We start from the raw sequence: 20,938 nt of genomic DNA, 5'->3' as shown, positions 1-20,938 counted from the left end.
CGGTAAAGCGAAAAAGCCCCGCTTCGCTAATTAGAGCGAAGCGGGGCTTTTTATTATGGGTTCGGGTTCAGTTATTAGATGATACCCTGTGAGATCATAGCGTTAGCAACTTTTAGGAATCCAGCAATGTTGGATCCAACTACAAGGTTGCCTGGGTGACCGTATTCTTCTGAAGCATTTTTGCTGTTATGGTAGATGTTGACCATAATTTCATGTAATTTTGCGTCAACTTCTTCAAAAGTCCAAGAAATTCTTGCGCTGTTTTGAGCCATTTCTAGAGCAGAAACTGCTACACCGCCGGCATTAGCTGCTTTTGCAGGTCCGAAAAGAACTCCATTTTCAAGGAATACGTCGATTGCTTCTAATGTAGAAGGCATGTTAGCTCCTTCACCGATTGCTTTGACGCCGTTTGTCACAAGAATTTTTGCGGAAGTTTCATCAATCTCATTTTGTGTTGCACAAGGAAGTGCGATGTCACATGGGATTAACCAGATGTTTTCGCAGCCTTCGAAATAATCCGCTTCTGGATGCTCTTTCACATATTCATTGATACGTTTTCTTTCTACCTCTTTTAGACGCTTAACAGTATCAAGATTAATACCATTCTTGTCATATACATAGCCGTTAGAGTCGCTGCAAGCTACAACTTTAGCACCTAGTTGCATTGCTTTTTCCATTGCATAGATAGATACGTTGCCTGAACCAGAAACAACAACTGTTTTGTCTTGGAAATCAAGTCCGTTATCTTTTAACATTTCTTGTACGAAATAAACTGTACCATAGCCTGTAGCTTCTGTACGTGTTAAGCTTCCGCCGAAACCAACTGGTTTACCAGTTAATACGCCTGCATGGAATGCGTTTTGAAGTCTCTTGTATTGTCCGAACATATAACCAATCTCTCTTCCGCCAACACCGATATCCCCTGCAGGAACGTCTGTATCAGGTCCGATATGCTTAGCAAGTTCAGTCATAAAGCTTTGACAGAAACGCATAATTTCACCGTCAGATTTGCCTTTAGGATCGAAATCAGATCCGCCTTTACCGCCGCCGATCGGCTGTCCTGTTAATGAGTTTTTGAAAATTTGTTCGAAGCCTAAGAATTTAATGATACTTGCATTTACAGAAGGGTGGAAACGTAAACCGCCTTTGTATGGTCCGATGGCACTGTTGAATTGAATACGGAATCCGCGGTTAACCTGTACCTTGCCTTGGTCATCTACCCATGGTACACGAAAGATAATTTGTCTTTCTGGCTCTACGATACGCTCTAACACACCTTGTTCCATATAGTGAGGGTGTTTATCGAAAACAGGGGCAAGAGAAAATAAAATCTCTTTCACTGCTTGATGGAATTCGCTCTCGTTAGGATTACGCTTTTTTACTGTTTCAAATACATGCTGCACATATTGAGCACCTTGAGTTTCTGTTAATGAATTCACAACCATCATCCTTTCAACTAAACTGCTATTGAATAGTATTTATTATTATATAAAGCATTATTAATAAAGTTTTCGAGTACAATGTTATTTTATTATTAATAAGTAATCTAAACAATATATAATATAGATAAAACTAATGCCGATTTGATATAATATATAATAATTATGTAGAAATCACCGTAATTAGCGCAAAAAATAGATGGAGTTCTTTGGGTTTCGACAAATTTCAAGCGTGGATTTTGTCATATTAAAATAATATCCCAATTTAGCATAAAATAATCAAAAATGATATCGAAATGGGATTATTTAGAAAAGGGAGTAATTGGGGAATGGAGCTAAGACAAATTCAATATTTTATAGAGGTGGCAAAAAGAGAACATGTGACAGAAGCTGCCATGCATTTGCATGTGGCCCAATCTGCTGTCAGCCGGCAAATATTTAATTTAGAGTCTGAGCTTGGTGTTGACTTGTTTGTCCGGGAAGGAAGAAATGTAAAGCTGACGCCGATAGGGAGAATGTTTCTTGAACATATGGAAGAAGCAGTCACCATCCTTGAGAGCGCGCAGCGTGAAATTGCCGAATATTTAGACCCAGGTCAAGGTACAATTCGTGTTGGGTTCCCAAGCAGTTTAGCAACCCATACGATGCCGACGGCTATCTCTGCCTTCCGGGAACGCTATCCTAATGTTAAGTTTCAGCTGAAGCAAGGTGCCTACTACTATTTAATTGATCAAGTTGCAAAAGGCGAAATCGATATGGCTTTGCTTGGACCTGTGCCGATGGAAGAAAAAAAGGTTAAGGGGAGTATCTTTTTTACCGAGGAGCTCGTAGCCTTACTGCCAAAGGACCACAAACTTGCAGGTGAAGCTTCTTTAAAATTGAGTCAGCTCCAGGATGAATCATTTATATTGTTTCCTAAAGGGTTTATCTTACGTGAAATTCTTGTGGATGCGTGTACGAAGCTAGGTTTTGAGCCGAATGTAACATTTGAAGGTGAGGATATTGATGCAATAAAAGGACTTGTTGCTGCGGGATTGGGTGTGACATTAATTCCGGATGTCACGATTATCGATAATCCGCCGCGTTCGACAGTCATCATTCCAGTTACGGAACCTAAAGTTACTCGGACGGTTGGTGTGATTATTCCAAGACATCGTCAGCTGCTGCCTACACAAAATCTTTTCTATCATTTCCTGATGGACTTTTTCGCACGTAATGATCTGTATCAAAATGAATAAATCTGAAATAAAAATGAGGGCGTCACGCGGACAGCCCTCATTTGGTTATTTATTTGCAAATTCAATGCAAAATGCTGCCATCGGCTCGGAGAAATGCTAACCCGGCTGTTAATGCCAGCATAAATATTAAGCAAAGAGTATCCCGCTTTTGCCATGTCAGGCGGCGAAATGTAGAACGTTTTTCTCCTGATTGGTAGCCTCGTACTTCCATCGCATTTGCCAGCTCCTCAGCCCGATTTAAGGAGCTGACAAAGAGAGGGAGAAAGATAGGTACTAATGTTTTCATTTGCTTTACAAGAGAACCTTCGCCAAAATCGGTGCCCCTTGCGGCTTGGGCATCCATCACCTTTTGCGTTTCATCCAGCAAATTAGGAATGAAACGTAAAGAAATCGATAGCATTAACGCAAATTCATCTACTGGAACTTTCAGGGCGCGCAGCGGACGCAATAAAGAGTTAATCCCGTCGGTCAAGTCAATCGGTTTTGTAGTCAGTGTCACGACGGTTGAAACGAAAACAATCATTACAAAGCGGCAAAAAATATACACACCATTTGTTAAACCAAATTCTGAAATCGTTATCGGTCCCCAATCAACGTAAATGGTGCCGCCTGATGTAAATAATACCTGTAAAAAGACTGTAAATAGAATCAGCCAAATTAAGGGCCTGACACCGCGAAGGTATGTCTTAAAGCTGACACCGGATAAATACATGACCAATAAAGTGAAAATCCAAAGCAAGGCATAGGTCTGCCAATTATTTGCTAAAAATAATACAAAGATAAAGTAAATACAAGCGAGTAGCTTTGAACGCGGGTCAAGCTGGTGAATCCAAGAGTCGCCTGGAAAATAACGTCCTAAAATGAGTTTATTCATGCAAGCCCCACCTCAATAAAAGCGTCTGCCAAATCATCTACCGTTAAACAAACCTTTGGTAAAAGGATTCCCGTTTGCTTTTCAAAATTTAGTTGGAACCGTCTGGCATCAGGTACATCAAGATGCCACTTTTCCAATTGTTCATGGTTGGAGAAAACCTTCTCGACATCATCATGCAGAACAACCTGTCCTTTCTCCATGACAATCACACTATCTGCGTATGTAACGACATCCTCCATATCATGGGTAACTAGCACCGTTGTCATCCCTCTGTCCTGGTGCCAGGAGGCAATTAAATCCATGATCTCCTTTCGGCCATTTGGGTCGAGTCCGGCTCCTGGTTCGTCTAATACAAGAATGTCTGGCTGCATGGCCAGTATCCCAGCGATTGCAACGCGTCTTTTTTGACCTCCGGAAAGAGAAAAAGGAGATTTTGTTAAAATATCCTGCTGTAATCCAACCTGTTCTAGTACTTGTTTAGCAATTTCCTTTGCCTCAGTCTTTGGAACACCAAAATTAATTGGTCCGAAGCAGATATCCTTTTCAACCGTCTCTGCAAATAATTGTGATTCAGGGAATTGAAACACCATCCCTACCCGTTTGCGAATGGACTTTAAGGCTTTCTTATTTTTATCTGGTTTTATTAGTAAATGACCAATTGAGATCTGACCCTCTTTCGGAAGAAGCAAGCCGTTCATTGCCTTTAGAAGACTTGATTTGCCGGCGCCGGTATAACCGACCACTGCTGTATAAGAACCTGATTGTATCGTGACATCAACTGAATGAAGTACTAAGGGGCTTCGAATGGGTCCTAATTGATAATCTGCTGATACATTTTCGAAGATTACTTCCATAGCCATTGCACCATTTCTTCTTCCGTCATATAACTGTTCGGAACGCTGCAGTTTCGTTTGAGCAAAGTTCGCCGCAGTCGTTCAGCAAAAGGCGGCTCCCATTCTATTTCGCCGTGAAACACATCTTGAGGGGGGCCGCACTTTTCAATATGTCCCTCTCGAAGCATGAGGATACGGTCAGCCGCTGCAGCTTCGTTCATATCATGTGTGATGGAGATAATAGTAAGATTTTGAGTGTTTCTTAGCTGCTGCAGTGAAGCAAGTAGTTCACGGCGGCTCCTTGGGTCAAGCATAACTAATGCCTCATCAAGAATAAGTACGTCCGGCTTTAAGGCAAGTACGCCGGCGATGGCCACCCGCTGCTTTTGGCCGCCGGATAATCGGGAAGGGTCGTGCTCGCGAAAGGCGGACATTTCAACCAATTCAAGCGCTTCGTCAATTCTTGCCTTCATTTCATCGAAAGACATATTCAGGTTTTCCAGACAAAAAGCCACATCATCTTGAACAGTTGTACCAATAAATTGATTATCAGGGTTTTGAAATACCATGCCAATACGACGTCGCAATTCCCATTTACTCTCGTCGTTCAATTCTCGTCCAGCAATGGAGATAAGTCCGCTTTGAGGAAGCAACAAGCCTACTAGCATACGTGCTAGTGTGGATTTCCCAGAACCATTGTGTCCGACAATTGCCACCCATTCTCCTTTATCGATGGCAAAAGAAACGTTTGCCAGGGTTTCCTTTTCCAAGCGTTTGTCATATCGAAATGTGAGGTTTTTCACTTCTATAATAGGTGTCGGCATGACGATCATCCTCCTTACACAATAAATGAAACAACCATCATCGCAATAATAGAGCCGTTTACCAAAACTAAATTTTTAATGGCTAGATGAAACGTTTCGGATTTTATTTGTTTCTTATTAAAAACAGAAATATGTTTGGATACCGGGATAATAATTAATAAACTGAGCAGCATGATTGTCGGTAAGATATCAAATAGAACAGCTGTCAGGATAGATACAAATGTTGCAGCATAAAGCACATTATAGAGAGCAATGGCTGTTTTTTTACCAATATAATACGGCAGTGTGAAGCGAAGATTCTTAATATCGTCTTCAAGATCACAAATATTGTTAGCTAACATGATGTTAGCAATTGTAAAGATACATGGAAGGGAAACCCACACAATTTCACCTAGCAGGGCTAGATTCATCTCAAGGGTCAGGGTTTGACCATCCAAAATTAAATTTGCAATGCCCTGATCATATGCATTGACATAGACGATTAAAAATAAGATTCCGAAGCCCATTGTGACACCGGAAAATACCTCGCCAAGCGGCATTCTTGAAATAGGAACAGGTCCGTACGTATAAAAGACACCAATAATGAAGCAGAGGATGCCAAGGAATAGAACGAGTAGATCGGTATGGAATACAAGCCAAATGCCGAGTGCTGTTGCAATCAATAACATTGTAATAATTGTATTTCTAACCAATTGTACGGAGATGTTTTCCTGCCCGATAATATTTTCTCTTTTACGATATTCATCGGTTGTTGCCTTTTTATAATCCATATAATTATTAATAGCAGTTGTTGTTGAATCAAAAATCAGCATAGATAAAAAGAAAATAACAGTATTTAAAGGTTTAATCGTCTCAAATCGATAGATAACAAAGAGCAAGCCTACTAGGAATGGAAATAGGCTTGCCACTTTTGTTTGGATTTCGATGAGTTTTAAAAAGGTACGCAGTGACATAGTATGTTCCCCCTTACGGAGCCGGTGTTATTCCACCAGCTTGAATTCATCATTTGTTAATTCAAAGTTTCCTTTTAATCCGGAAGTGATATACACTTTATTATCCGTACTAATAAAGATGGCCTCTGCTCCCTCATACTGTTCAATGAACTCAAGTCCGTCTTGAATTCCTTTTGAAAAAAGCGATGTCGAAAGTCCGTCTCCGTCAATTGACTTTTTAGTAACTATAGATACACCTGCAATATCGTTGTTAAAAGGGTATCCATCATCTGGATTTAATAGATGATGATATGTTTCTCCGTCGACTTCAAGGTAGCGTTCATAAATACCAGAGGTAACAATTGATTTGTTTGCTTCAGTAATTTTCCCAATGGTTTCTCCTCTAGATGATAAAGGATTTTGAACCCCGACTGTCCACTCCCTTCCTGACGGATTCTTTCCCAAAACATAGATATTGCCGCCTAAGTCAACAATCGCTGTTGTTACACCGTTATCTTTTAACACTTCAACTACTTCATCTGTAATATATCCTTTAGCAATGGCGCCTAAATCTAATTGCATTCCTTGTTCCTTCAGGTATACCGTTTGGTCTTTTTTATTTAACTCTACCTGCTCATAATCGATTAAAGGTAAAACAGCATCGATTTCAGACTGCTCTGGCTTACGTGCATCTGGAAAGCCGATGCGCCATAAATTTGTCAGTGGACCGATAGTGATGTCGAATGTACCTTCTGTATCAACGCTGTAGGCTTCACCAGCTTCAATCAGTTCATAAATATCTTTTGTTACTTTGACTGGCTCAATGCCGGCTTTTCTGTTGATTTCATCGATTTCAGACTGCTTTTCGTTTTCATTTACAGTAATATGGGCAGCCAAGTACTTTATTCGATCAAAGGTTTTTTCAAGGACTTCCTCTTTTCCTTCATCATAAATCTTTAACGTAACAATCGTTCCCATTAGAAATTCTGTTTTCTTATAAGGGCTTGTCAGCAGTTCAGGCTCAGGAGCCTTCGCCTCTTTTTCCTTACCTGCACAGCCGGAGAGTAATAATAGGGCCACCAAAACGATGGATAAGAGCTTGTTTTTCTTCATATGATTCAAACCTTTCTTTTCCAAAAGCATTTGGAGCAGTCGTTAAAGTCTCTTGCTGCTTTTGTTGAATATTAGTATGAGTGAAAAAGTGAGTACTAAAGATAATAATGATAATATTTAAATAGGAATAGTATTTCCTGTTTTGGCGCATATATGAACTTTATTGCTGCCCAGGCTAATCCTCTCCTAGTTAACTATGCTAGATGATTGTAAGGCTTAAGTCCTATCAAAAGAATGAATTGCACTTCTTTTCACTTAACTTTTTTCTATAGGTTTCTCAGAAGCAGTGACCCGTTCTGTCGATGACGAATAGTTCCTTATACAAAAGGACAAACTCATAATAGCTTTTTTTATTTAAGATGTCTATGGGACTAAAAATGCGATATAAGGCTGTTTATAGCCATAGTATATAGAAAGAAATGTGACTATTCCGCTTAAAATATAGATTTCATTAAAGTAATCATTTTGTTTTAATACATTTCGTGAACATGTCGAAATTTGTTAACATTTGGTGAACAATATAGACAGTGTCTATATATCGATGTAGTATATAGGATGTGGTTGTTCATTTATTCACAAATGGAATTGATATCAATTTTTAGAGGGGAATGAGTCAATTGGCAGAGAAAAAAATAGTTGTCATCGGAGCGGGATATGCCGGTGTACACGCAGCCAAAAAACTTGCAAAAAAATATAAACGTGACGATTCAGTTTCAATTACATTAATTGATCGTCATTCTTATCATACAATGATGACGGAACTTCACGAGGTTGCTGCAAACCGTGTTGAACCGAAGGATATACAATTTGATTTACGCAGACTTTTTAATCGGACAAAAGTAAAGTTAGTTACAGATAATGTTAAGCATGTTGATCATGATAAAAAGGTCATTACAACAGAGCACGGATCTTATACTTATGATTACTTAATTCTAGGTATGGGCGGAGAAGCAAATGACTTTGGAACACCTGGTGTACAGGAGTATGGTTTCACGCTTTGGTCATGGGAAGCTGCTGTAAGATTACGTGAACATATCGAGCACACAGTTCGTAAAGCAGCAAATGTTCAAGATCCAGAAATACGCCGAGCGATGTTAACATTCACTGTCTGCGGTTCTGGTTTTACTGGGATTGAAATGGTCGGTGAGTTAATCGAATGGAAAACGACATTAGCTAAAGAATACAAACTGGATGAAGAGGATTTTACTTTATATGTAGTGGAAGCTGCGCCTACTATCTTAAACATGCTTGATCGTACAGATGCTGATAAGGCTGAGCGTTACTTAGTAAAACAAGGTGTTAAAATCTTAAAGAATGCACCAATCGTTGAAGTAAAAGCTGAATCCATCGTATTGAAGTCAGGTGAAGAAATTCCGACTCATACATTAATTTGGACTGCAGGTGTTAAGGCAAACTCTGATACAAAAGATTATGGAATGTCTGCAGGGCGTGCAGGACGTTTAATCGTTAATGAATACATGGAAGCTGAAGGCAAGAAAGATACGTATGTTGTCGGAGACTTGGCTTACTATGAAGAAGACGGCAAGCCGATTCCGCAAATTGTAGAGGCTGCGGAACAAACGGGTGCGACAGCAGCGAAGAATATTATTGCCGAGATCAGCGGCGGAGGAAAGACTGCATACCACGGTAAGTATCATGGAACAATGGTTTCCATCGGAGGCAGATATGGTGTTGCAAACTTAAGCGGCCTTCGTTTAAGTGGCTGGATGGCAAACTTTATGAAGCATATTGTTAATATCTATTACTTCCTAACAATCGGAAGCGGGTATTATGCATGGAACTACGTTAAGCATGAAATTTTCCATACAAGAGACAAACGTAATATCTTCCGTGATGTAACAACGCGCTATGGTAATGTCATCTGGAGCTTCCTGTTACGCTTATACGTCGGCTGGTTCTGGATTGAAGAAGGCGGCAAGAAGATTTTTGGCGAAACGAACTGGGCTCAAGGAAAACTTAGCATTGGTGAAGATTCTTGGGTGAAAAGTGAATCAGTAAAAATGCCTTTCGAATGGTTACAAACTGCCACAACAGGTGCCAGCGCAGCTGCCGAAGGGGCATCTGAAACAGCAACTGTTATTGCTCCTCCAATTTTGGATGCAATGCCAGGCTGGTTTGCAGCAATCATGAAGCTTATGATGCCAACACCAGAAGTGGCAATCTTTATGCAGCAAATGATTGGTTTTGTGGAGTTTGCAATGGGTATTGCCATTGCTCTTGGTTTATTCACTTGGTTATTTAACTTTGTAAGTGTAAGTATGTTATGTATGTTTACTTTAACTGCCATGCTTGGCTGGGATAAATTCTGGGCGCTTCCGGCATCTATCGCATTAATGAATGGTTCAGGCCGTTTCTTAGGCTTAGATTATTATGTATTACCTGCTTTAGCAAAAGGACTTGGTGGCTGGTGGTACGGTAAGGAACGTTCAATCTATAGAGATAAATAACATAGTTTATCAAGGTAAAGCGTGAGGTATTTATGTCTCGCGCTTTATTATCTTTATATAATGAAATAATTTTTTCAAAATAGATTGATGGTTATACTAAAACGTAGCTTTTATGGAAAAGGAGTGAAAAGAAGTGAAGAGTTTTTCTGCCATGATTAAACGATGGGACGTAATTGTCACTCTCGTTCTTGTGCTGATTTCTTTTCTTCCTGCTGCCATTTTTAGTTACCAACAAGCTGAGAAAAATGGCGGTTTTGCAAAGGCTCAGGGTGGGGATCCAGTTTATGTTGCTGTTATTTCTGTTAACAATAAAGAGGTAAGACGCATTACTCTAACAGGAAATACCAAGAATGAAGTGTTTGATATTTTCAGCTCGGATAATGATTATAATACGGTTGAAGTAAGGGGCGAGGAAATTCGTATTAAAGGGGCAAACTGTTCAGATCAGGTATGTGTTCAATTTGGTTTTCTTTCTAAGCCTGGAGAAACCGCTGTTTGTCTGCCGCATAATTTTATCATTGAGATTGAATCTATCGGTGGTTCAGTAATTGAGGATGAACCGATTATCAGTTCATAGATGGGAGTATATAAAAATGACAAAAAATCAGCGCATTGTATACATAGCTTTGTTAGCGGCTCAAGCTGTCATTATTAGCATACTCGAACGGGCCATCCCTTTTCCATTTGCATTTGCTCCCGGTGCAAAATTGGGATTAGCCAATATTATCACCTGTATGGCACTTTATACCCTGACTGTAAAAGATGTTACAAAGGTAGTATTGATACGTATCACACTCTCCGCCTTATTGGGCGGCAATCTTTCATCCTTTATGTATAGTGCATCTGGGGCCATCTTAAGTTTATTAGGAATGATACTTGTAAAACAATTGGGACCATCAAGGATTAGTTTAATCGGTGTAAGTGTGGCTGGAGCCATCATGCATAATGTCGGGCAGCTGTTGATTGCCAGCTGGATTGCTCAAACATGGACTGTGCTTCTTTACTTGCCTGTTATGTCCTTTATCGGAATCTTGTCTGGGATTGCCATTGGTATTATTGCTAACTATCTGCTGACACATGTTGAAAAATTGGTTTATTATCGGTATTTAAATGAATAGGATATAAGAAGGGGCTTCTCCAAAAGCAAAGGGAAGCCCTTTCTTATATCCTAATTTTTCGCCATTTCAGCAGCTGTTAACCTGGCAATCTCTACAATTACCTTTGCTGCAAGTACCATATTATCTACAGAGACATATTCAAATCTGCCATGGAAGTTCTCTCCGCCGGCAAAAATGTTTGGTGTCGGCAGTCCCATATAGGATAGCTGTGACCCGTCTGTTCCTCCACGAATGGGCTTCACAATTGGTTTAATGCCCATATTCTCCATTGCTTGATGAGCAATATCAACAATCTCTTTAACGGGCTCTATTTTTTCTCCCATATTGTAATATTGATCATTTAGCTCAAGCTCTACTCTTTCTTTACCATACTTTTTGCGAATCTCATCCACGAGCGTAGTGACCGTATTTTTTCTTGCCTCAAACTTCTCACGGTCATGATCCCGAATGATGTAATGGAGGACGGTTTCTTCCACATCGCCTTGGAAGGAAAGAAGGTGATAAAATCCTTCGTAGCCTTCTGTGTGCTCAGGAGCCTCATTGATAGGAAGCCTGCTGTTGAAATCCATGGCCATTTTTGTAGAGTTGACCATTTTTCCTTTTGCTGTTCCAGGGTGAACATTAGTGCCCTTGAATGTGATTTTGGCTGCAGCTGCATTAAAGCTTTCGTATTCTAATTCACCAAGCGGTCCGCCGTCAACCGTATAGGCATGTGAGGCATTAAAGGCTTCCACATTAAACTTATGCGGACCTCTGCCGATTTCTTCATCGGGTGTAAAGGCAACGCGGATTTTACCATGCTCAATATCAGGATTATTAATGAGATAATCCATTGCTGTCATGATTTCGGCAATTCCTGCTTTATCATCTGCCCCAAGAAGCGTGGTTCCATCTGTTGTAATGAGCGTATGCCCTATGTAATTCGATAACTCAGGGAATTGTTCCGGGGTCAACTTGATTTGTAAAGACTCATTTAACACAATTTCTTTTCCATCATAATTCTCGAATAGCTGAGGTTTTACGTCTTTTCCAGTGAAATCTGTCGCTGTATCAACATGGGATAGGAATCCAATGGTTGGAACTTCCTTTTCTGTATTAGAAGGAAGGGTTGCCATTACATAGCCATGTTCATCAATCGTTACCTCTTCCATTCCGATGGTTTTCAATTCTTCTACCAGCATATTAGCCAGTGTCAGCTGCCCAGGTGTGGATGGGCAGTTTTCGTTATTAGCATTTGACTGTGTATCTACTTTTACATAGGAAGTAAATCGTTTAATAATATCATCCTTCATTGAACTATCAACTCCTATTCTTTAATTAGTCCTATCATACATGAAAAAAGTGTCAGGCACCACAGATGGACAAAATGATGCAATTTGTCCTTTTGCGGTGCTTGACACTTTATCTAAGGAGCCAGTTTTTTCCTTCGACGAGGCGGGTTACCATCATGGCGCAGACGGTGTTGCCTGTTGAATTGAGAAGTGTTGCTGGTGCGTCAATAATGGTACTGATGACAGCAATGATTGGAAGAACTTCTGGCGGGAAACCAAATACGCTAAGGATGAGCATCTCTCCAATCATTCCTCCGCCTGGAATGGCTCCCATCACAGCTCCGACAAGAAAGGAGACAGCGATGATGCTGGCAATACTTGAAAGGCTGGACATATCTCTGCCGAAGAGGCTGAATAAGAATACAATTTTTAGAACGCCGCCAAATACGGATCCATCCTTATGGGTATTCGCACCAAGCGGAATAAATGAAGAAATAAATCCCCAAATGGCTTTACGATTGCTGTTTTCGGTCCGTAAATAAGCCCGGCAATTCCGCCAATAATGATTGCTGCTAACAAAATAAGAGATGACTTATAACTGTTGAAAAGACCTTTCATGACTAGTTACCTTTCTTTACTAAAGTAATAGAATCATAATGAATTAATTCTATTATGAGGGTTTTAAAATTACATTACAATAATAACTCCAATGAAAATAAAGCGTTTTATTTTACTTTTGAATTGGAAAGAATTATGGTTAAAGGAGAATTATTTTAACTTCATTCAACAGGAGTCTTCCGCTTCTATAAAGTTGGGGATGAATGAAGTTAAGCCTCCGGCGAGCCTTGCGATTTTTTACGGAAATTTATCGAGCAAGCTCGATAAAAATCGGGGCGCAAATTCGGCGGGCGAATTTGATATAGGAAAGGTGGAAAATACTTATGTACGAAATAGCTATTATTGGTGCAGGTCCTGCAGGAGGAAGTGCTGCTTTATTTGCTGCTAAGGCTGGAAAGAAAACACTTTTACTTGATTCAAATAAAAGCATGACGGCAAGAGCTTGGATGGAAAACCATTACAGTGTTGAAGCTATTGCAGGACCGGATATGCTAGAGGTTGGAAAAAAACAAGCAGCAAAATTCGGCGCTGAAATGAAAGAAGAGACAGTAACAAATATTACAGGTGAAGCAGGATCCTTCGTGATTGAAACGGAAAGTGGCTCAAAGTATGAAGCGGGACATATCATTATTGCAACAGGTGCATTAACTAACCTTGCTGAGAGTTTAGGAATCGAAACAAAGGATCACAGAGAGCCAAGATTCAAAACGGCTATTTCTGTTAATGCTGACGGTGAGACTAGTAAAAAAGGAATATGGGCAGCTGGTGTTGCTGCAGGCGTAAGTGCGCATACGATTGTAACAGCTGGTGATGGTGCACGTATTGCTATTAACGTAATTAGTGAAATCATTGGTGAACGCTATGTTGACCATGATGTATTAAAGGCTTAATAAAAAACTTTGTTTATTAACATTGTTGATTTTTGAATATTTATTTGTAAACATAGTTTAATAAAAAAGAATGAGTGCGGAGTTTTGCTGTACACATGATCTCTTGATCGAAAATGTAAAGCCTCGTTGTTCTTTTTGTAAATAGTATTTTTGAAAAATATTTATACTAAAAAAGTCTTGTCACTTCTGTTGACAGGGCTTTTTTAATGGTTTAAATGTTAACTATTGAATAACAATACAGAGGAAGCAGACCATTTTGAAGTGAGGTGCTTAAATGGGCTTAAATAATAATCAAATTGCAAGGATTGTTGAGCTTTGTTTACTTGCCGGTGAAATTTTGATTAAAAGCGGGGCAGAAACAAGCCGTGTCGAGGATACGATGATGAGGATTGCAGCATCCTTTGGTGTTCCGGAAGCGCAGAGCTTTGTCACGCCGACAGGAATAGTCTTTTCATCTAACCGGGAAGACCGAGCAAAATTAGTCCGTGTTGCCGAACGTTCGACTGATTTAGAAAAAGTGGCGATTGTAAACAGTATTTCTCGGCAAATAAGTAGGGGAGAATTGACGGTTGAAGAGGCTTTAGCCCAATTGAAAAAGGTAGCAAAAGCAAATCTAGCCTATCCATTGTGGCTTCAGATTCTTTCTGCTTCCGTTGCCAGCGGCTGTTTTTTAATTATGTTTCAAGGGGTTTGGCAGGATTTCATTCCGGCTATGATTGCCGGTGGAATCGGGCAAATGCTGTTTATTTATTTACATAAATACATAAAAGTAAAATTCTTCGCAGAAGGTCTATCGTCCTGTGTTATCGGTATGCTTGCGGCTTTATCTATCTATACTGGCTTTGGTACTGATCTCGATCTTATTATTATTTCATCTGTTATGCCGCTCGTTCCAGGGCTTCTCATTACGAACGCGGTCCGCGATTTAATGGATGGACACCTGATGTCCGCTCTTGCTAAAGGGGCAGATGCCTTTTTAACAGCTTTGGCTATTGGTTCGGGAATTGCGATTGTTCTTGCTTTTATATAACAATGAAAAGCCTAAGGAAGGAGTTGGTGAAATGGCTGTGATTATCCAGCAGTTAGTTACAAGTTATATTGCTTCTGCTGCTTTTGGATTACTTTTTAACGTACCAAGGAAACAACTGCTGCAGGGCGGATTGTCTGGCATGATTGGCTGGATTTTCTACTTTCAGCTTGTTCAAAATGGAATGGATTCTGTGTTTGCCTCTATTCTAGCCTCTATCTTGATTGGCGGAATTGGTCAAACCTTCGCGAAGGTATATAAACAACCTGTCATCGTCTTTAATATTTCAGGAATTATCCCGTTGGTACCCGGTGGATCTGCTTATGATGCCATGCGTCATTTTGTCAGCAATGATTACGACATTGCCATTCAGCTTGCAGCAAAAGCCCTTCTTATTTCAGGAGGGATTGCAGCCGGCCTCGTGGTTTCGGAAGTGTTTACCCGTATTATTGTACAGAATCGATTAAAGAGGAAAAGGATGATTCAGACAAAGGCAGAGCAGGATTAGAGACAGCGGTAAGAACCTAACTAGGCATTCTTTATCATGAGATTATTTCCGTTTGGTTATGCTAATAATGCGAACTAACTTCAATAGAAGTATGTGCTGTTATCATATAATGGCGGTCGCGGATTAGCTGGGAGTGATGAAGAATGAAATATGATTGTATAATAGTTGGAGGCGGCATTGCAGGGTTGCAGGCTGCTATTCAATTAGGCAGGTATATGCATCAAGTGCTTGTCATTGATTCAAGTGACGGCCGTTCAACTATTTGCCGGAGTTATCATAATATATTAGGTTATCCTGATGGGGTGAGCGGTCAGCATCTCCGTGATACAGGAAGAAGGCAGGCCGAAGCATTAGGTATACATTTTTTACAAGGGAAGGCTGAGTCGGCTGCTAAGACTGAGTCTGGCTTTGAGGTCACTGTCTCGAATGGAGATACATACAGGAGCAAGCGACTATTACTAGCAACAGGTGTAATGGATCGAATTCCTGCTGATTTGCTGCCTTCTTTAATGCCTTGTCTCGGGGTCAGCATTTATGTCTGTCCTGACTGTGACGGCTATCAGGTAAAAGGGAAATGCACGATTGTAATTGGTTCTGGCGTTACCGGGGTTGAAATGGTCAAAACACTATCCTATTGGACAAAGGATTTAGTTTATATTAATCATGAACAGAAGTCTATCTCGGACGAGGATAGAGAATTTTTTTATGAAAAAAAGATACTCTACATAGAAACTCCGATTGAGAAAGTGATAACTGATGAATCCCAGTTGCAAGGATTTTTGTTGGAAAATGGGGAAGAAGTTTTGGGGAATTATGCTTTTACAGCATTTGGCGGCAATGAAGTGCGTTCACAGTTGGCAAAGCAACTAGGGGTGGAATTACTTGAAAATAAACATATTGTTTGCGACCCTCGTACAAAGATGACAAATATTCACGGAGTGTGGGCTGCAGGTGACATTGCGGCACATTCCGAGCAAGTGACAATTGCGATGGGAGAAGGCTCCCAGGCTGCTATTTGGATTCATAAGGATATTATTCAAGGCGAGGGTTAGCCTGAATGAACGATAGAATGGTGAGGAGAAAGAAAAGTGGCTCAGATAAAGACAAATGCGATGAGAATTTTGGATGCAAAAAAGATTGACTATGGTATGAAAATATATGATGCTTCTGATGGCAAAATAGATGGGGTGTCCGTCGCACAAAAAGTCAATCGTGACCCAAAGGAAGTATACAAAACGTTAGTCACACAAGGGACTAAAAGCATTTATGTTTTTGTTATTCCTGTTGAAGCGGAACTGGATCTTAAAAAAGCGGCAAAGGCAGCCAATGAAAAGAAAATAGATATGATTGCAGTTAAAGATATTCAAAAACTAACAGGTTACATTCGGGGCGGCTGCTCACCCGTTGGAATGAAAAAGCAGTACCCAACTTTTATTGAGATGTGTGCAGAAGCTTTAGAAGAAATGGTTGTTAGCGGCGGGAAAATTGGTGTGCAAATTGAAATCAAGCCGCAGGATCTTATCCTTGTCACAAATGGAACCTTTGCAGAAGTGATAAAAGAGCATGAAGGCTGATGAAAGTTAGACTAGAAGAATACCCAGGATCAAGGCCCTTACAAAGGGTCTTTTTTGTGTTTCAAAAAGATAAATGAATGTAGGCTTTCACCCATTTATCATGCTCTGCATATCGTAAAGAGAAATGATATATAGAACAGCGGAGGTACCTTGCCTTTAAATGGGCTTGGAACTGAAGCAGATATGAAGTGCAGATTTGGGTCATACCCTCTGCTAAAAGCCTTGATAACAGGGAGGAAATGTCTATGGCAGGCAAAATCATCCGATATTTCGCAGGTGGCAACACTGCCCGCGGATTCTACAGCTTATTTGATTCCAACCTTGAGGGATTAGAAAAAGTTTATATTTTAAAAGGTGGTCCTGGAACTGGTAAATCGACATTGATGAAGGAGATAGGTGCGTACTGGTCAGAAAAGGACTACAGTGTTGAATACTTACATTGTTCATCGGACCCCGATTCCATTGATGGTGTCATCATCCCGTCTTTAAAGGTAGGAGTTGTCGATGGAACAGCCCCGCATGTGCTTGAACCTAACCTGCCGGGAGCAGTAGAGGAATATGTGAATCTAGGTGAAGCTTGGGATTCACAGGCTCTAGCTAAAGAGAAACAAAATATTCAAGACTTATCCAATCAGGTAAGTCAGGCTTTTCAGGATGCTTATCAAACATTCGCACAGGCACTTAGAGTCCATGATGATTGGGAAAAGATTTATATACAAAGCATGGATTTTGATAAAGCCAACGAGCTGACAAACAGATTAATTGAAACTTTTTATGGAAACATGTCATTAAATAAAAAATCAGAGGTTCGCCACCGTTTTCTCGGTGCTGCCACACCAAAAGGCGCGGTTGATTTCGTACCGAATCTAACAGCAGACATTAACAAACGGTATTTTATTAAGGGCAGACCTGGCTCAGGTAAGTCAACTATGCTGAAAAAGCTGGCTTCTGAGGGAGAAGCGAGAGGGTTTGACCTTGAAATTTATCATTGCGGCTTTGATCCAAACAGTCTTGATATGGTCATTATCAGAGAATTAGGCATCGCTATTTTTGATAGCACAGCTCCGCATGAGTATTTCCCGAGCCGGGAGAGCGATGAAATCATTGATATGTATGGGACTATTATTGCACCAGGTACAGATGAAATCTTTGCTGACCAAATTAAAGAGGTACAATCCAAATATAAAGCAAATATGAAGAAAGCTATTGGATTTCTTGCAGATGCAAAGGAAATCCGAAATCAGCTTGAGGCGATTTATATTTCAACAATGGATTTTGATGTTGTGAGCAAACAAAAAGAAAAGATTCAAAGTGAAATCGAAGAGATTGCCCAGTCAAACGAAGCATGAAGAAAATCTTAAATGAGAAGAAAGCATCGCAGTAAAAGGGTGCTTTCTTTTTTATTAAAAATTTTTATTTGTTAACCTTGTTGATTTTTGACTCATCTAAAGCGGTATGGTTAGGAAATGACAGGATTCGTTAATATAGCCTATTAAAAATATAAATAAACAGTGAATCCTGTATCTCTGCCAAAACCCTCCTCCTATTTGCTAAAATCTCTAAAATATATCCATAATAGTCAGAGCACGGAATGGAGGGGTGTACACATTTGGATGAGATGATCGCTATGATTAAATTTCATTTTGAACATAATCGAAATGAGAAAAATGCAGAGCCAATGAAGAAATACATGAAGGATTTATTCCCCTTTCTTGGCATCAAAATGCCGGAAAGGAGCAAGTTGCAGCAGAAGTTCTATCAGCAAAGCGGGATTTTAAAACAGGAATTCCAGCATGAATTTGTGCTAGCGCTTTGGGAACAGCATGAAAGAGAATATCAATATGCTGCCATTGATTATATTAAAAGATCTTTGAAAAAGCTTGTTAAGGATGATCTTCCGTTATTCGAAAAGCTGATTACAACGAAATCCTGGTGGGATACGGTTGATATGCTGGCCCAGAAACCTGTGGGAACCATTGCTGCAAAATATCCGGAAGTCATTTCGGAAACCATTGAAGACTGGGCATTCGGAGAACATCTTTGGCTAAGGAGAACGGCCATCCTGTTTCAGCTTAAGTATAAAGATAAAACAAATGAAGACCTGTTATACCGTTACATTAAGGGAAATGCTGACAGCAAGGAGTTTTTTATTCAAAAGGCCATTGGCTGGGTACTTCGAGAATATTCAAAAACGGACCCAGAATCGGTCAAGGTTTTTATTGAAAGCCACACATTGGCTCCATTAAGTGTGAGGGAAGGAAGCAAATATCTATAGTGATGAAATGGGCCGGCGGCGGTTATAGTAAATCCGCCGCCGCAAAGATTATCCGTATTTTTTTTGATAATGTGATAGCGTAATGAGTGGAAAAATATAGCGGTAGCTGTGGTAGTGAATATAGAAGGCGCCGCCCATTCCTTGGCCCTTTGGGTAATCAGTAGTCCAATCGTTATTTTTCAGTGAATGTGTTAAATAGGTTATTCCTTTTTCAATTTCTTTTGTTGGTTTGTCGGAAATGCTGATTAATGTATCCAATGCCCAAGCAGTATGCGTCAGCGTACTGGAACCTAGTGGAATATATTTTTGTTTGACATCGCTGTGGCATGATTCCCCCCAGCCGCCGTCAGGATTCTGAATCAGAGTTAACCATGATGATGCCTTTTGGATATGTGGATCAGAGTTTGCAACACCGACGGCTCGCAATCCAGTAATGGCTGCCCATGTTCCATACGTATAGCAAATTCCCCAGCGTCCATACCACGAGCCATCCTTTCTTTGGTCCTTCCAAAGCCAGCCGATGGCTTTCTTTATGAGCGGATGACTTTTTGAAAGACGGGTATAGTTTCCTAAAAATTCGAGCGTCCTTCCGGTTAGATCAGCAGACGATGGATCAAGCAGTAAAAATTCACCCTTTTCAAATGGGAAAAGCTTCAAAAGCATTGAATTGGTATTTCTTTCAAAGGCAGGCCAGCCGCCATCATCATTCTGCATCGATAGTGTCCAACTGACACCCCGGTCCCATGCGGCTTTTTCCATGCGGGCAATTTTTACAATTGAACGAAGGGAAGCAGTGGTATCATCCACATCGGGGTGAATAGAGTTAACATTTGAAAATCCCCATCCGCCTGGCAGACTGTTAGAGTTCTGGATCATCCAGTCCCCATATTTATGGTGCTGACGGCTTAACAGATAACGATTTGCCTCTTTTATCATGGGGTCATCCGCTTTAATCCCGGCCGACTGCAAGGCAGTGCTGATTAAGGAGGTATTCCATATATTGGCAGTCGTATATTGCATATGAGGCAGACCGTTTATTTCACATTTCATCGCTTTCAATCCGTCAATTGCTTTCATAATAACGGGATCCGTTCTTTTATATCCTACCGAGAGCAGAGCAAAAATCATGAGAAATGTACTGCTGAAATAACTAAGAAATGTCCCGTCTGCTTCAATACGGCCCAGCATATACCGTTTGGCCTTGTCTATGGCAAAATTCCGGAGTTCTCCAGGAATGCCGATTAACCTTTTTATGCCCTCTTCTATAAAATAGAGCAAAGACCGCCATTCCCTTGAATAATTCCATTGATCTTCATCATCTCGATAAGTCTTCAAATCACTTAAGTCGGGGAGATTCTCCAGCGAAAGGGTAAACCTTTTTGCAGAAAGAATCATAATTGGTGTCAGATTGGCTCTGCCAAAGGACGAAAAGGAATAGAAATGTACTGGTGAAAAACGAGGCAGTAAAATGACTTCAATTGGAAGCGGGGAACGGGAAGGCCACTTTAATTGCCCGGTCAGTGCCAGCATAATTTTCGTGAAAATGCTTATCTTGTTTAGACCGCCATGCGTGATAATAAATCGTTTCGCTGCTTTTAGATTTTTGTCGTCTTGTGAATAATATCCGCAAGCAAGCAGGGCGTAGTAGGCCTCTACTGTCGCTGTCGTATTACCTTCACCTTCATCATGAAAAAGCTTCCAGGCTCCGTTTTGTTCTTGTTTACTCAAAATCCTTTTGCTAAGTCCCTGAATTAATTCTTCATCATGTATTCTTAAAGCCCGTAATAAAATGATCATATAAGCATCCGTTGAGATTCCTGTATCAAAGGGATAATTCCACGAGCCGTCAGACGTTTGATCTTTTCGAAGTGTCTCAACAATCCAATCTATACTTGCTTTAGTATCCAACAGGCTGTTCACTCCTTTCGCAAGCTAG

At 40.4% G+C, this 20,938-nt stretch carries 19 protein-coding genes and 1 pseudogene; 11 read left to right on the top strand and 9 right to left on the bottom strand.

What is annotated here, in order from left to right; genetic code table 11:
• Positions 1-74: 74 nt before the first annotated feature.
• Positions 75-1,439 (bottom strand): NADP-specific glutamate dehydrogenase, encoded by a 1,365-nt coding sequence (gene gdhA / locus F4V44_RS23450; protein WP_396897514.1) that lies wholly within the window; start codon positions 1,437-1,439, stop codon positions 75-77.
• Positions 1,440-1,768: 329 nt separating this feature from the next.
• Between gdhA and F4V44_RS23445 the strand changes: the two genes are divergently transcribed.
• Positions 1,769-2,677, top strand: coding sequence for a LysR family transcriptional regulator (locus tag F4V44_RS23445; RefSeq protein ID WP_150442431.1), 909 nt, complete (start codon positions 1,769-1,771; stop codon positions 2,675-2,677).
• A gap of 61 nt (positions 2,678-2,738) precedes the next feature.
• On the opposite strand, the gene F4V44_RS23440 is transcribed toward F4V44_RS23445, so the two are convergent.
• From F4V44_RS23440 to F4V44_RS23420, 5 genes are read right to left on the bottom strand one after another with little or no spacing between them, the layout of a single operon-like run.
• On the bottom strand, positions 2,739-3,551 hold the full coding sequence (locus F4V44_RS23440) for an energy-coupling factor transporter transmembrane component T family protein (RefSeq protein WP_150442430.1): 813 nt from the start codon (positions 3,549-3,551) through the stop codon (positions 2,739-2,741).
• Entirely contained in the window at positions 3,548-4,405 is an 858-nt protein-coding gene (locus F4V44_RS23435; protein ID WP_150442541.1) for an energy-coupling factor transporter ATPase, read from the bottom strand. The genes F4V44_RS23440 and F4V44_RS23435 overlap by 4 nt, the downstream gene beginning before the upstream one ends.
• Positions 4,396-5,208 carry an energy-coupling factor transporter ATPase gene (locus F4V44_RS23430; RefSeq protein WP_150442429.1) on the bottom strand — a complete coding sequence of 271 codons (813 nt, stop codon included), beginning with the start codon at positions 5,206-5,208 and terminating at the stop codon, positions 4,396-4,398. Before F4V44_RS23430 ends, F4V44_RS23435 begins: the two co-directional genes overlap by 10 nt.
• Positions 5,209-5,222: 14 nt before the next feature.
• Positions 5,223-6,161 carry a 1,4-dihydroxy-2-naphthoate polyprenyltransferase gene (menA, locus tag F4V44_RS23425; protein ID WP_150442428.1) on the bottom strand — a complete coding sequence of 313 codons (939 nt, stop codon included), beginning with the start codon at positions 6,159-6,161 and terminating at the stop codon, positions 5,223-5,225.
• A 27-nt stretch (positions 6,162-6,188) separates the two neighbouring features.
• Positions 6,189-7,253 carry an FAD:protein FMN transferase gene (locus F4V44_RS23420; protein ID WP_150442427.1) on the bottom strand — a complete coding sequence of 355 codons (1,065 nt, stop codon included), beginning with the start codon at positions 7,251-7,253 and terminating at the stop codon, positions 6,189-6,191.
• A gap of 617 nt (positions 7,254-7,870) precedes the next feature.
• Here F4V44_RS23420 and F4V44_RS23415 point away from each other — a divergent pair.
• The 3 genes from F4V44_RS23415 (at position 7,871) to F4V44_RS23405 (ending at position 10,839) form a co-directional block, all read left to right on the top strand.
• Entirely contained in the window at positions 7,871-9,721 is a 1,851-nt protein-coding gene (locus F4V44_RS23415; RefSeq protein ID WP_150442426.1) for an NAD(P)/FAD-dependent oxidoreductase, read from the top strand.
• A gap of 133 nt (positions 9,722-9,854) precedes the next feature.
• Complete coding sequence (locus F4V44_RS23410; RefSeq protein ID WP_150442425.1) at positions 9,855-10,298, top strand: NusG domain II-containing protein; 444 nt, start codon at positions 9,855-9,857, stop codon at positions 10,296-10,298.
• A gap of 16 nt (positions 10,299-10,314) precedes the next feature.
• The gene (locus F4V44_RS23405) at positions 10,315-10,839 is read left to right on the top strand and encodes a Gx transporter family protein (RefSeq protein WP_150442424.1); all 525 of its coding nucleotides are present in this window, start codon (positions 10,315-10,317) and stop codon (positions 10,837-10,839) included.
• 50 nt (positions 10,840-10,889) lie between these two features.
• Here the strand turns inward: F4V44_RS23405 and pepT are convergent, their stop codons facing one another.
• Both pepT and F4V44_RS23395 read right to left on the bottom strand, forming a co-directional pair.
• Positions 10,890-12,131 carry a peptidase T gene (pepT, locus tag F4V44_RS23400; RefSeq protein ID WP_150442423.1) on the bottom strand — a complete coding sequence of 414 codons (1,242 nt, stop codon included), beginning with the start codon at positions 12,129-12,131 and terminating at the stop codon, positions 10,890-10,892.
• Positions 12,132-12,240: 109 nt separating this feature from the next.
• Positions 12,241-12,594, bottom strand: a pseudogene (locus F4V44_RS23395) (cation:dicarboxylate symporter family transporter); the annotation flags it as partial.
• A 457-nt stretch (positions 12,595-13,051) separates the two neighbouring features.
• Here F4V44_RS23395 and F4V44_RS23390 point away from each other — a divergent pair.
• The 7 genes from F4V44_RS23390 to F4V44_RS23360 all read left to right on the top strand — a co-directional run bounded on the left by F4V44_RS23390 (position 13,052) and on the right by F4V44_RS23360 (position 19,002).
• A complete protein-coding gene (locus F4V44_RS23390) occupies positions 13,052-13,618 on the top strand; it encodes an FAD-dependent oxidoreductase (protein ID WP_150442422.1) in 567 nt (188 codons plus the stop codon).
• A gap of 274 nt (positions 13,619-13,892) precedes the next feature.
• Positions 13,893-14,648, top strand: coding sequence for a threonine/serine exporter family protein (locus F4V44_RS23385; protein WP_150442421.1), 756 nt, complete (start codon positions 13,893-13,895; stop codon positions 14,646-14,648).
• Positions 14,649-14,679: 31 nt separating this feature from the next.
• Positions 14,680-15,153: a threonine/serine exporter family protein gene (locus F4V44_RS23380; RefSeq protein WP_150442420.1), complete on the top strand. Its 474-nt coding sequence runs from the start codon at positions 14,680-14,682 to the stop codon at positions 15,151-15,153.
• Between the two features lie 143 nt (positions 15,154-15,296).
• The gene (locus tag F4V44_RS23375; RefSeq protein WP_150442419.1) at positions 15,297-16,205 is read left to right on the top strand and encodes an NAD(P)/FAD-dependent oxidoreductase; all 909 of its coding nucleotides are present in this window, start codon (positions 15,297-15,299) and stop codon (positions 16,203-16,205) included.
• A gap of 36 nt (positions 16,206-16,241) precedes the next feature.
• Positions 16,242-16,727, top strand: coding sequence for a Cys-tRNA(Pro) deacylase (gene ybaK, locus F4V44_RS23370; protein ID WP_150442418.1), 486 nt, complete (start codon positions 16,242-16,244; stop codon positions 16,725-16,727).
• A gap of 245 nt (positions 16,728-16,972) precedes the next feature.
• A complete protein-coding gene (locus F4V44_RS23365; protein ID WP_150442417.1) occupies positions 16,973-18,076 on the top strand; it encodes a PRK06851 family protein in 1,104 nt (367 codons plus the stop codon).
• 269 nt (positions 18,077-18,345) lie between these two features.
• Positions 18,346-19,002 carry a DNA alkylation repair protein gene (locus F4V44_RS23360; protein ID WP_150442540.1) on the top strand — a complete coding sequence of 219 codons (657 nt, stop codon included), beginning with the start codon at positions 18,346-18,348 and terminating at the stop codon, positions 19,000-19,002.
• A 48-nt stretch (positions 19,003-19,050) separates the two neighbouring features.
• Here the strand turns inward: F4V44_RS23360 and F4V44_RS23355 are convergent, their stop codons facing one another.
• The gene (locus F4V44_RS23355; protein WP_223882020.1) at positions 19,051-20,913 is read right to left on the bottom strand and encodes a terpene cyclase/mutase family protein; all 1,863 of its coding nucleotides are present in this window, start codon (positions 20,911-20,913) and stop codon (positions 19,051-19,053) included.
• Positions 20,914-20,938: the final 25 nt, after the last annotated feature.

Source organism: Niallia endozanthoxylica (genome assembly GCF_008710145.1).
GTDB classification, from domain to species: Bacteria; Bacillota; Bacilli; order Bacillales; family Cytobacillaceae; genus Bacillus_BD; species Bacillus_BD endozanthoxylica.
Note: the sequence above shows the minus strand (reverse complement) of the source record. Positions and strands in the feature narration are given on the sequence as shown.

Bases quoted from the DNA above. Each gene is read 5' to 3' on its own strand.
- F4V44_RS23445 (WP_150442431.1), top strand. From the start codon at position 1,769: ATGGAGCTAAGACAAATTCAATATTTTATAGAGGTGGCAAAAAGAGAA.
- F4V44_RS23440 (WP_150442430.1), bottom strand. From the start codon at position 3,551: ATGAATAAACTCATTTTAGGACGTTATTTTCCAGGCGACTCTTGGATT.
- F4V44_RS23435 (WP_150442541.1), bottom strand. From the start codon at position 4,405: ATGGAAGTAATCTTCGAAAATGTATCAGCAGATTATCAATTAGGACCC.
- F4V44_RS23430 (WP_150442429.1), bottom strand. From the start codon at position 5,208: ATGCCGACACCTATTATAGAAGTGAAAAACCTCACATTTCGATATGAC.
- menA (WP_150442428.1), bottom strand. From the start codon at position 6,161: ATGTCACTGCGTACCTTTTTAAAACTCATCGAAATCCAAACAAAAGTG.
- F4V44_RS23420 (WP_150442427.1), bottom strand. From the start codon at position 7,253: ATGAAGAAAAACAAGCTCTTATCCATCGTTTTGGTGGCCCTATTATTA.
- F4V44_RS23405 (WP_150442424.1), top strand. From the start codon at position 10,315: ATGACAAAAAATCAGCGCATTGTATACATAGCTTTGTTAGCGGCTCAA.
- pepT (WP_150442423.1), bottom strand. From the start codon at position 12,131: ATGAAGGATGATATTATTAAACGATTTACTTCCTATGTAAAAGTAGAT.
- F4V44_RS23390 (WP_150442422.1), top strand. From the start codon at position 13,052: ATGTACGAAATAGCTATTATTGGTGCAGGTCCTGCAGGAGGAAGTGCT.
- F4V44_RS23385 (WP_150442421.1), top strand. From the start codon at position 13,893: ATGGGCTTAAATAATAATCAAATTGCAAGGATTGTTGAGCTTTGTTTA.
- F4V44_RS23380 (WP_150442420.1), top strand. From the start codon at position 14,680: ATGGCTGTGATTATCCAGCAGTTAGTTACAAGTTATATTGCTTCTGCT.
- F4V44_RS23375 (WP_150442419.1), top strand. From the start codon at position 15,297: ATGAAATATGATTGTATAATAGTTGGAGGCGGCATTGCAGGGTTGCAG.
- F4V44_RS23365 (WP_150442417.1), top strand. From the start codon at position 16,973: ATGGCAGGCAAAATCATCCGATATTTCGCAGGTGGCAACACTGCCCGC.
- F4V44_RS23360 (WP_150442540.1), top strand. From the start codon at position 18,346: ATGATCGCTATGATTAAATTTCATTTTGAACATAATCGAAATGAGAAA.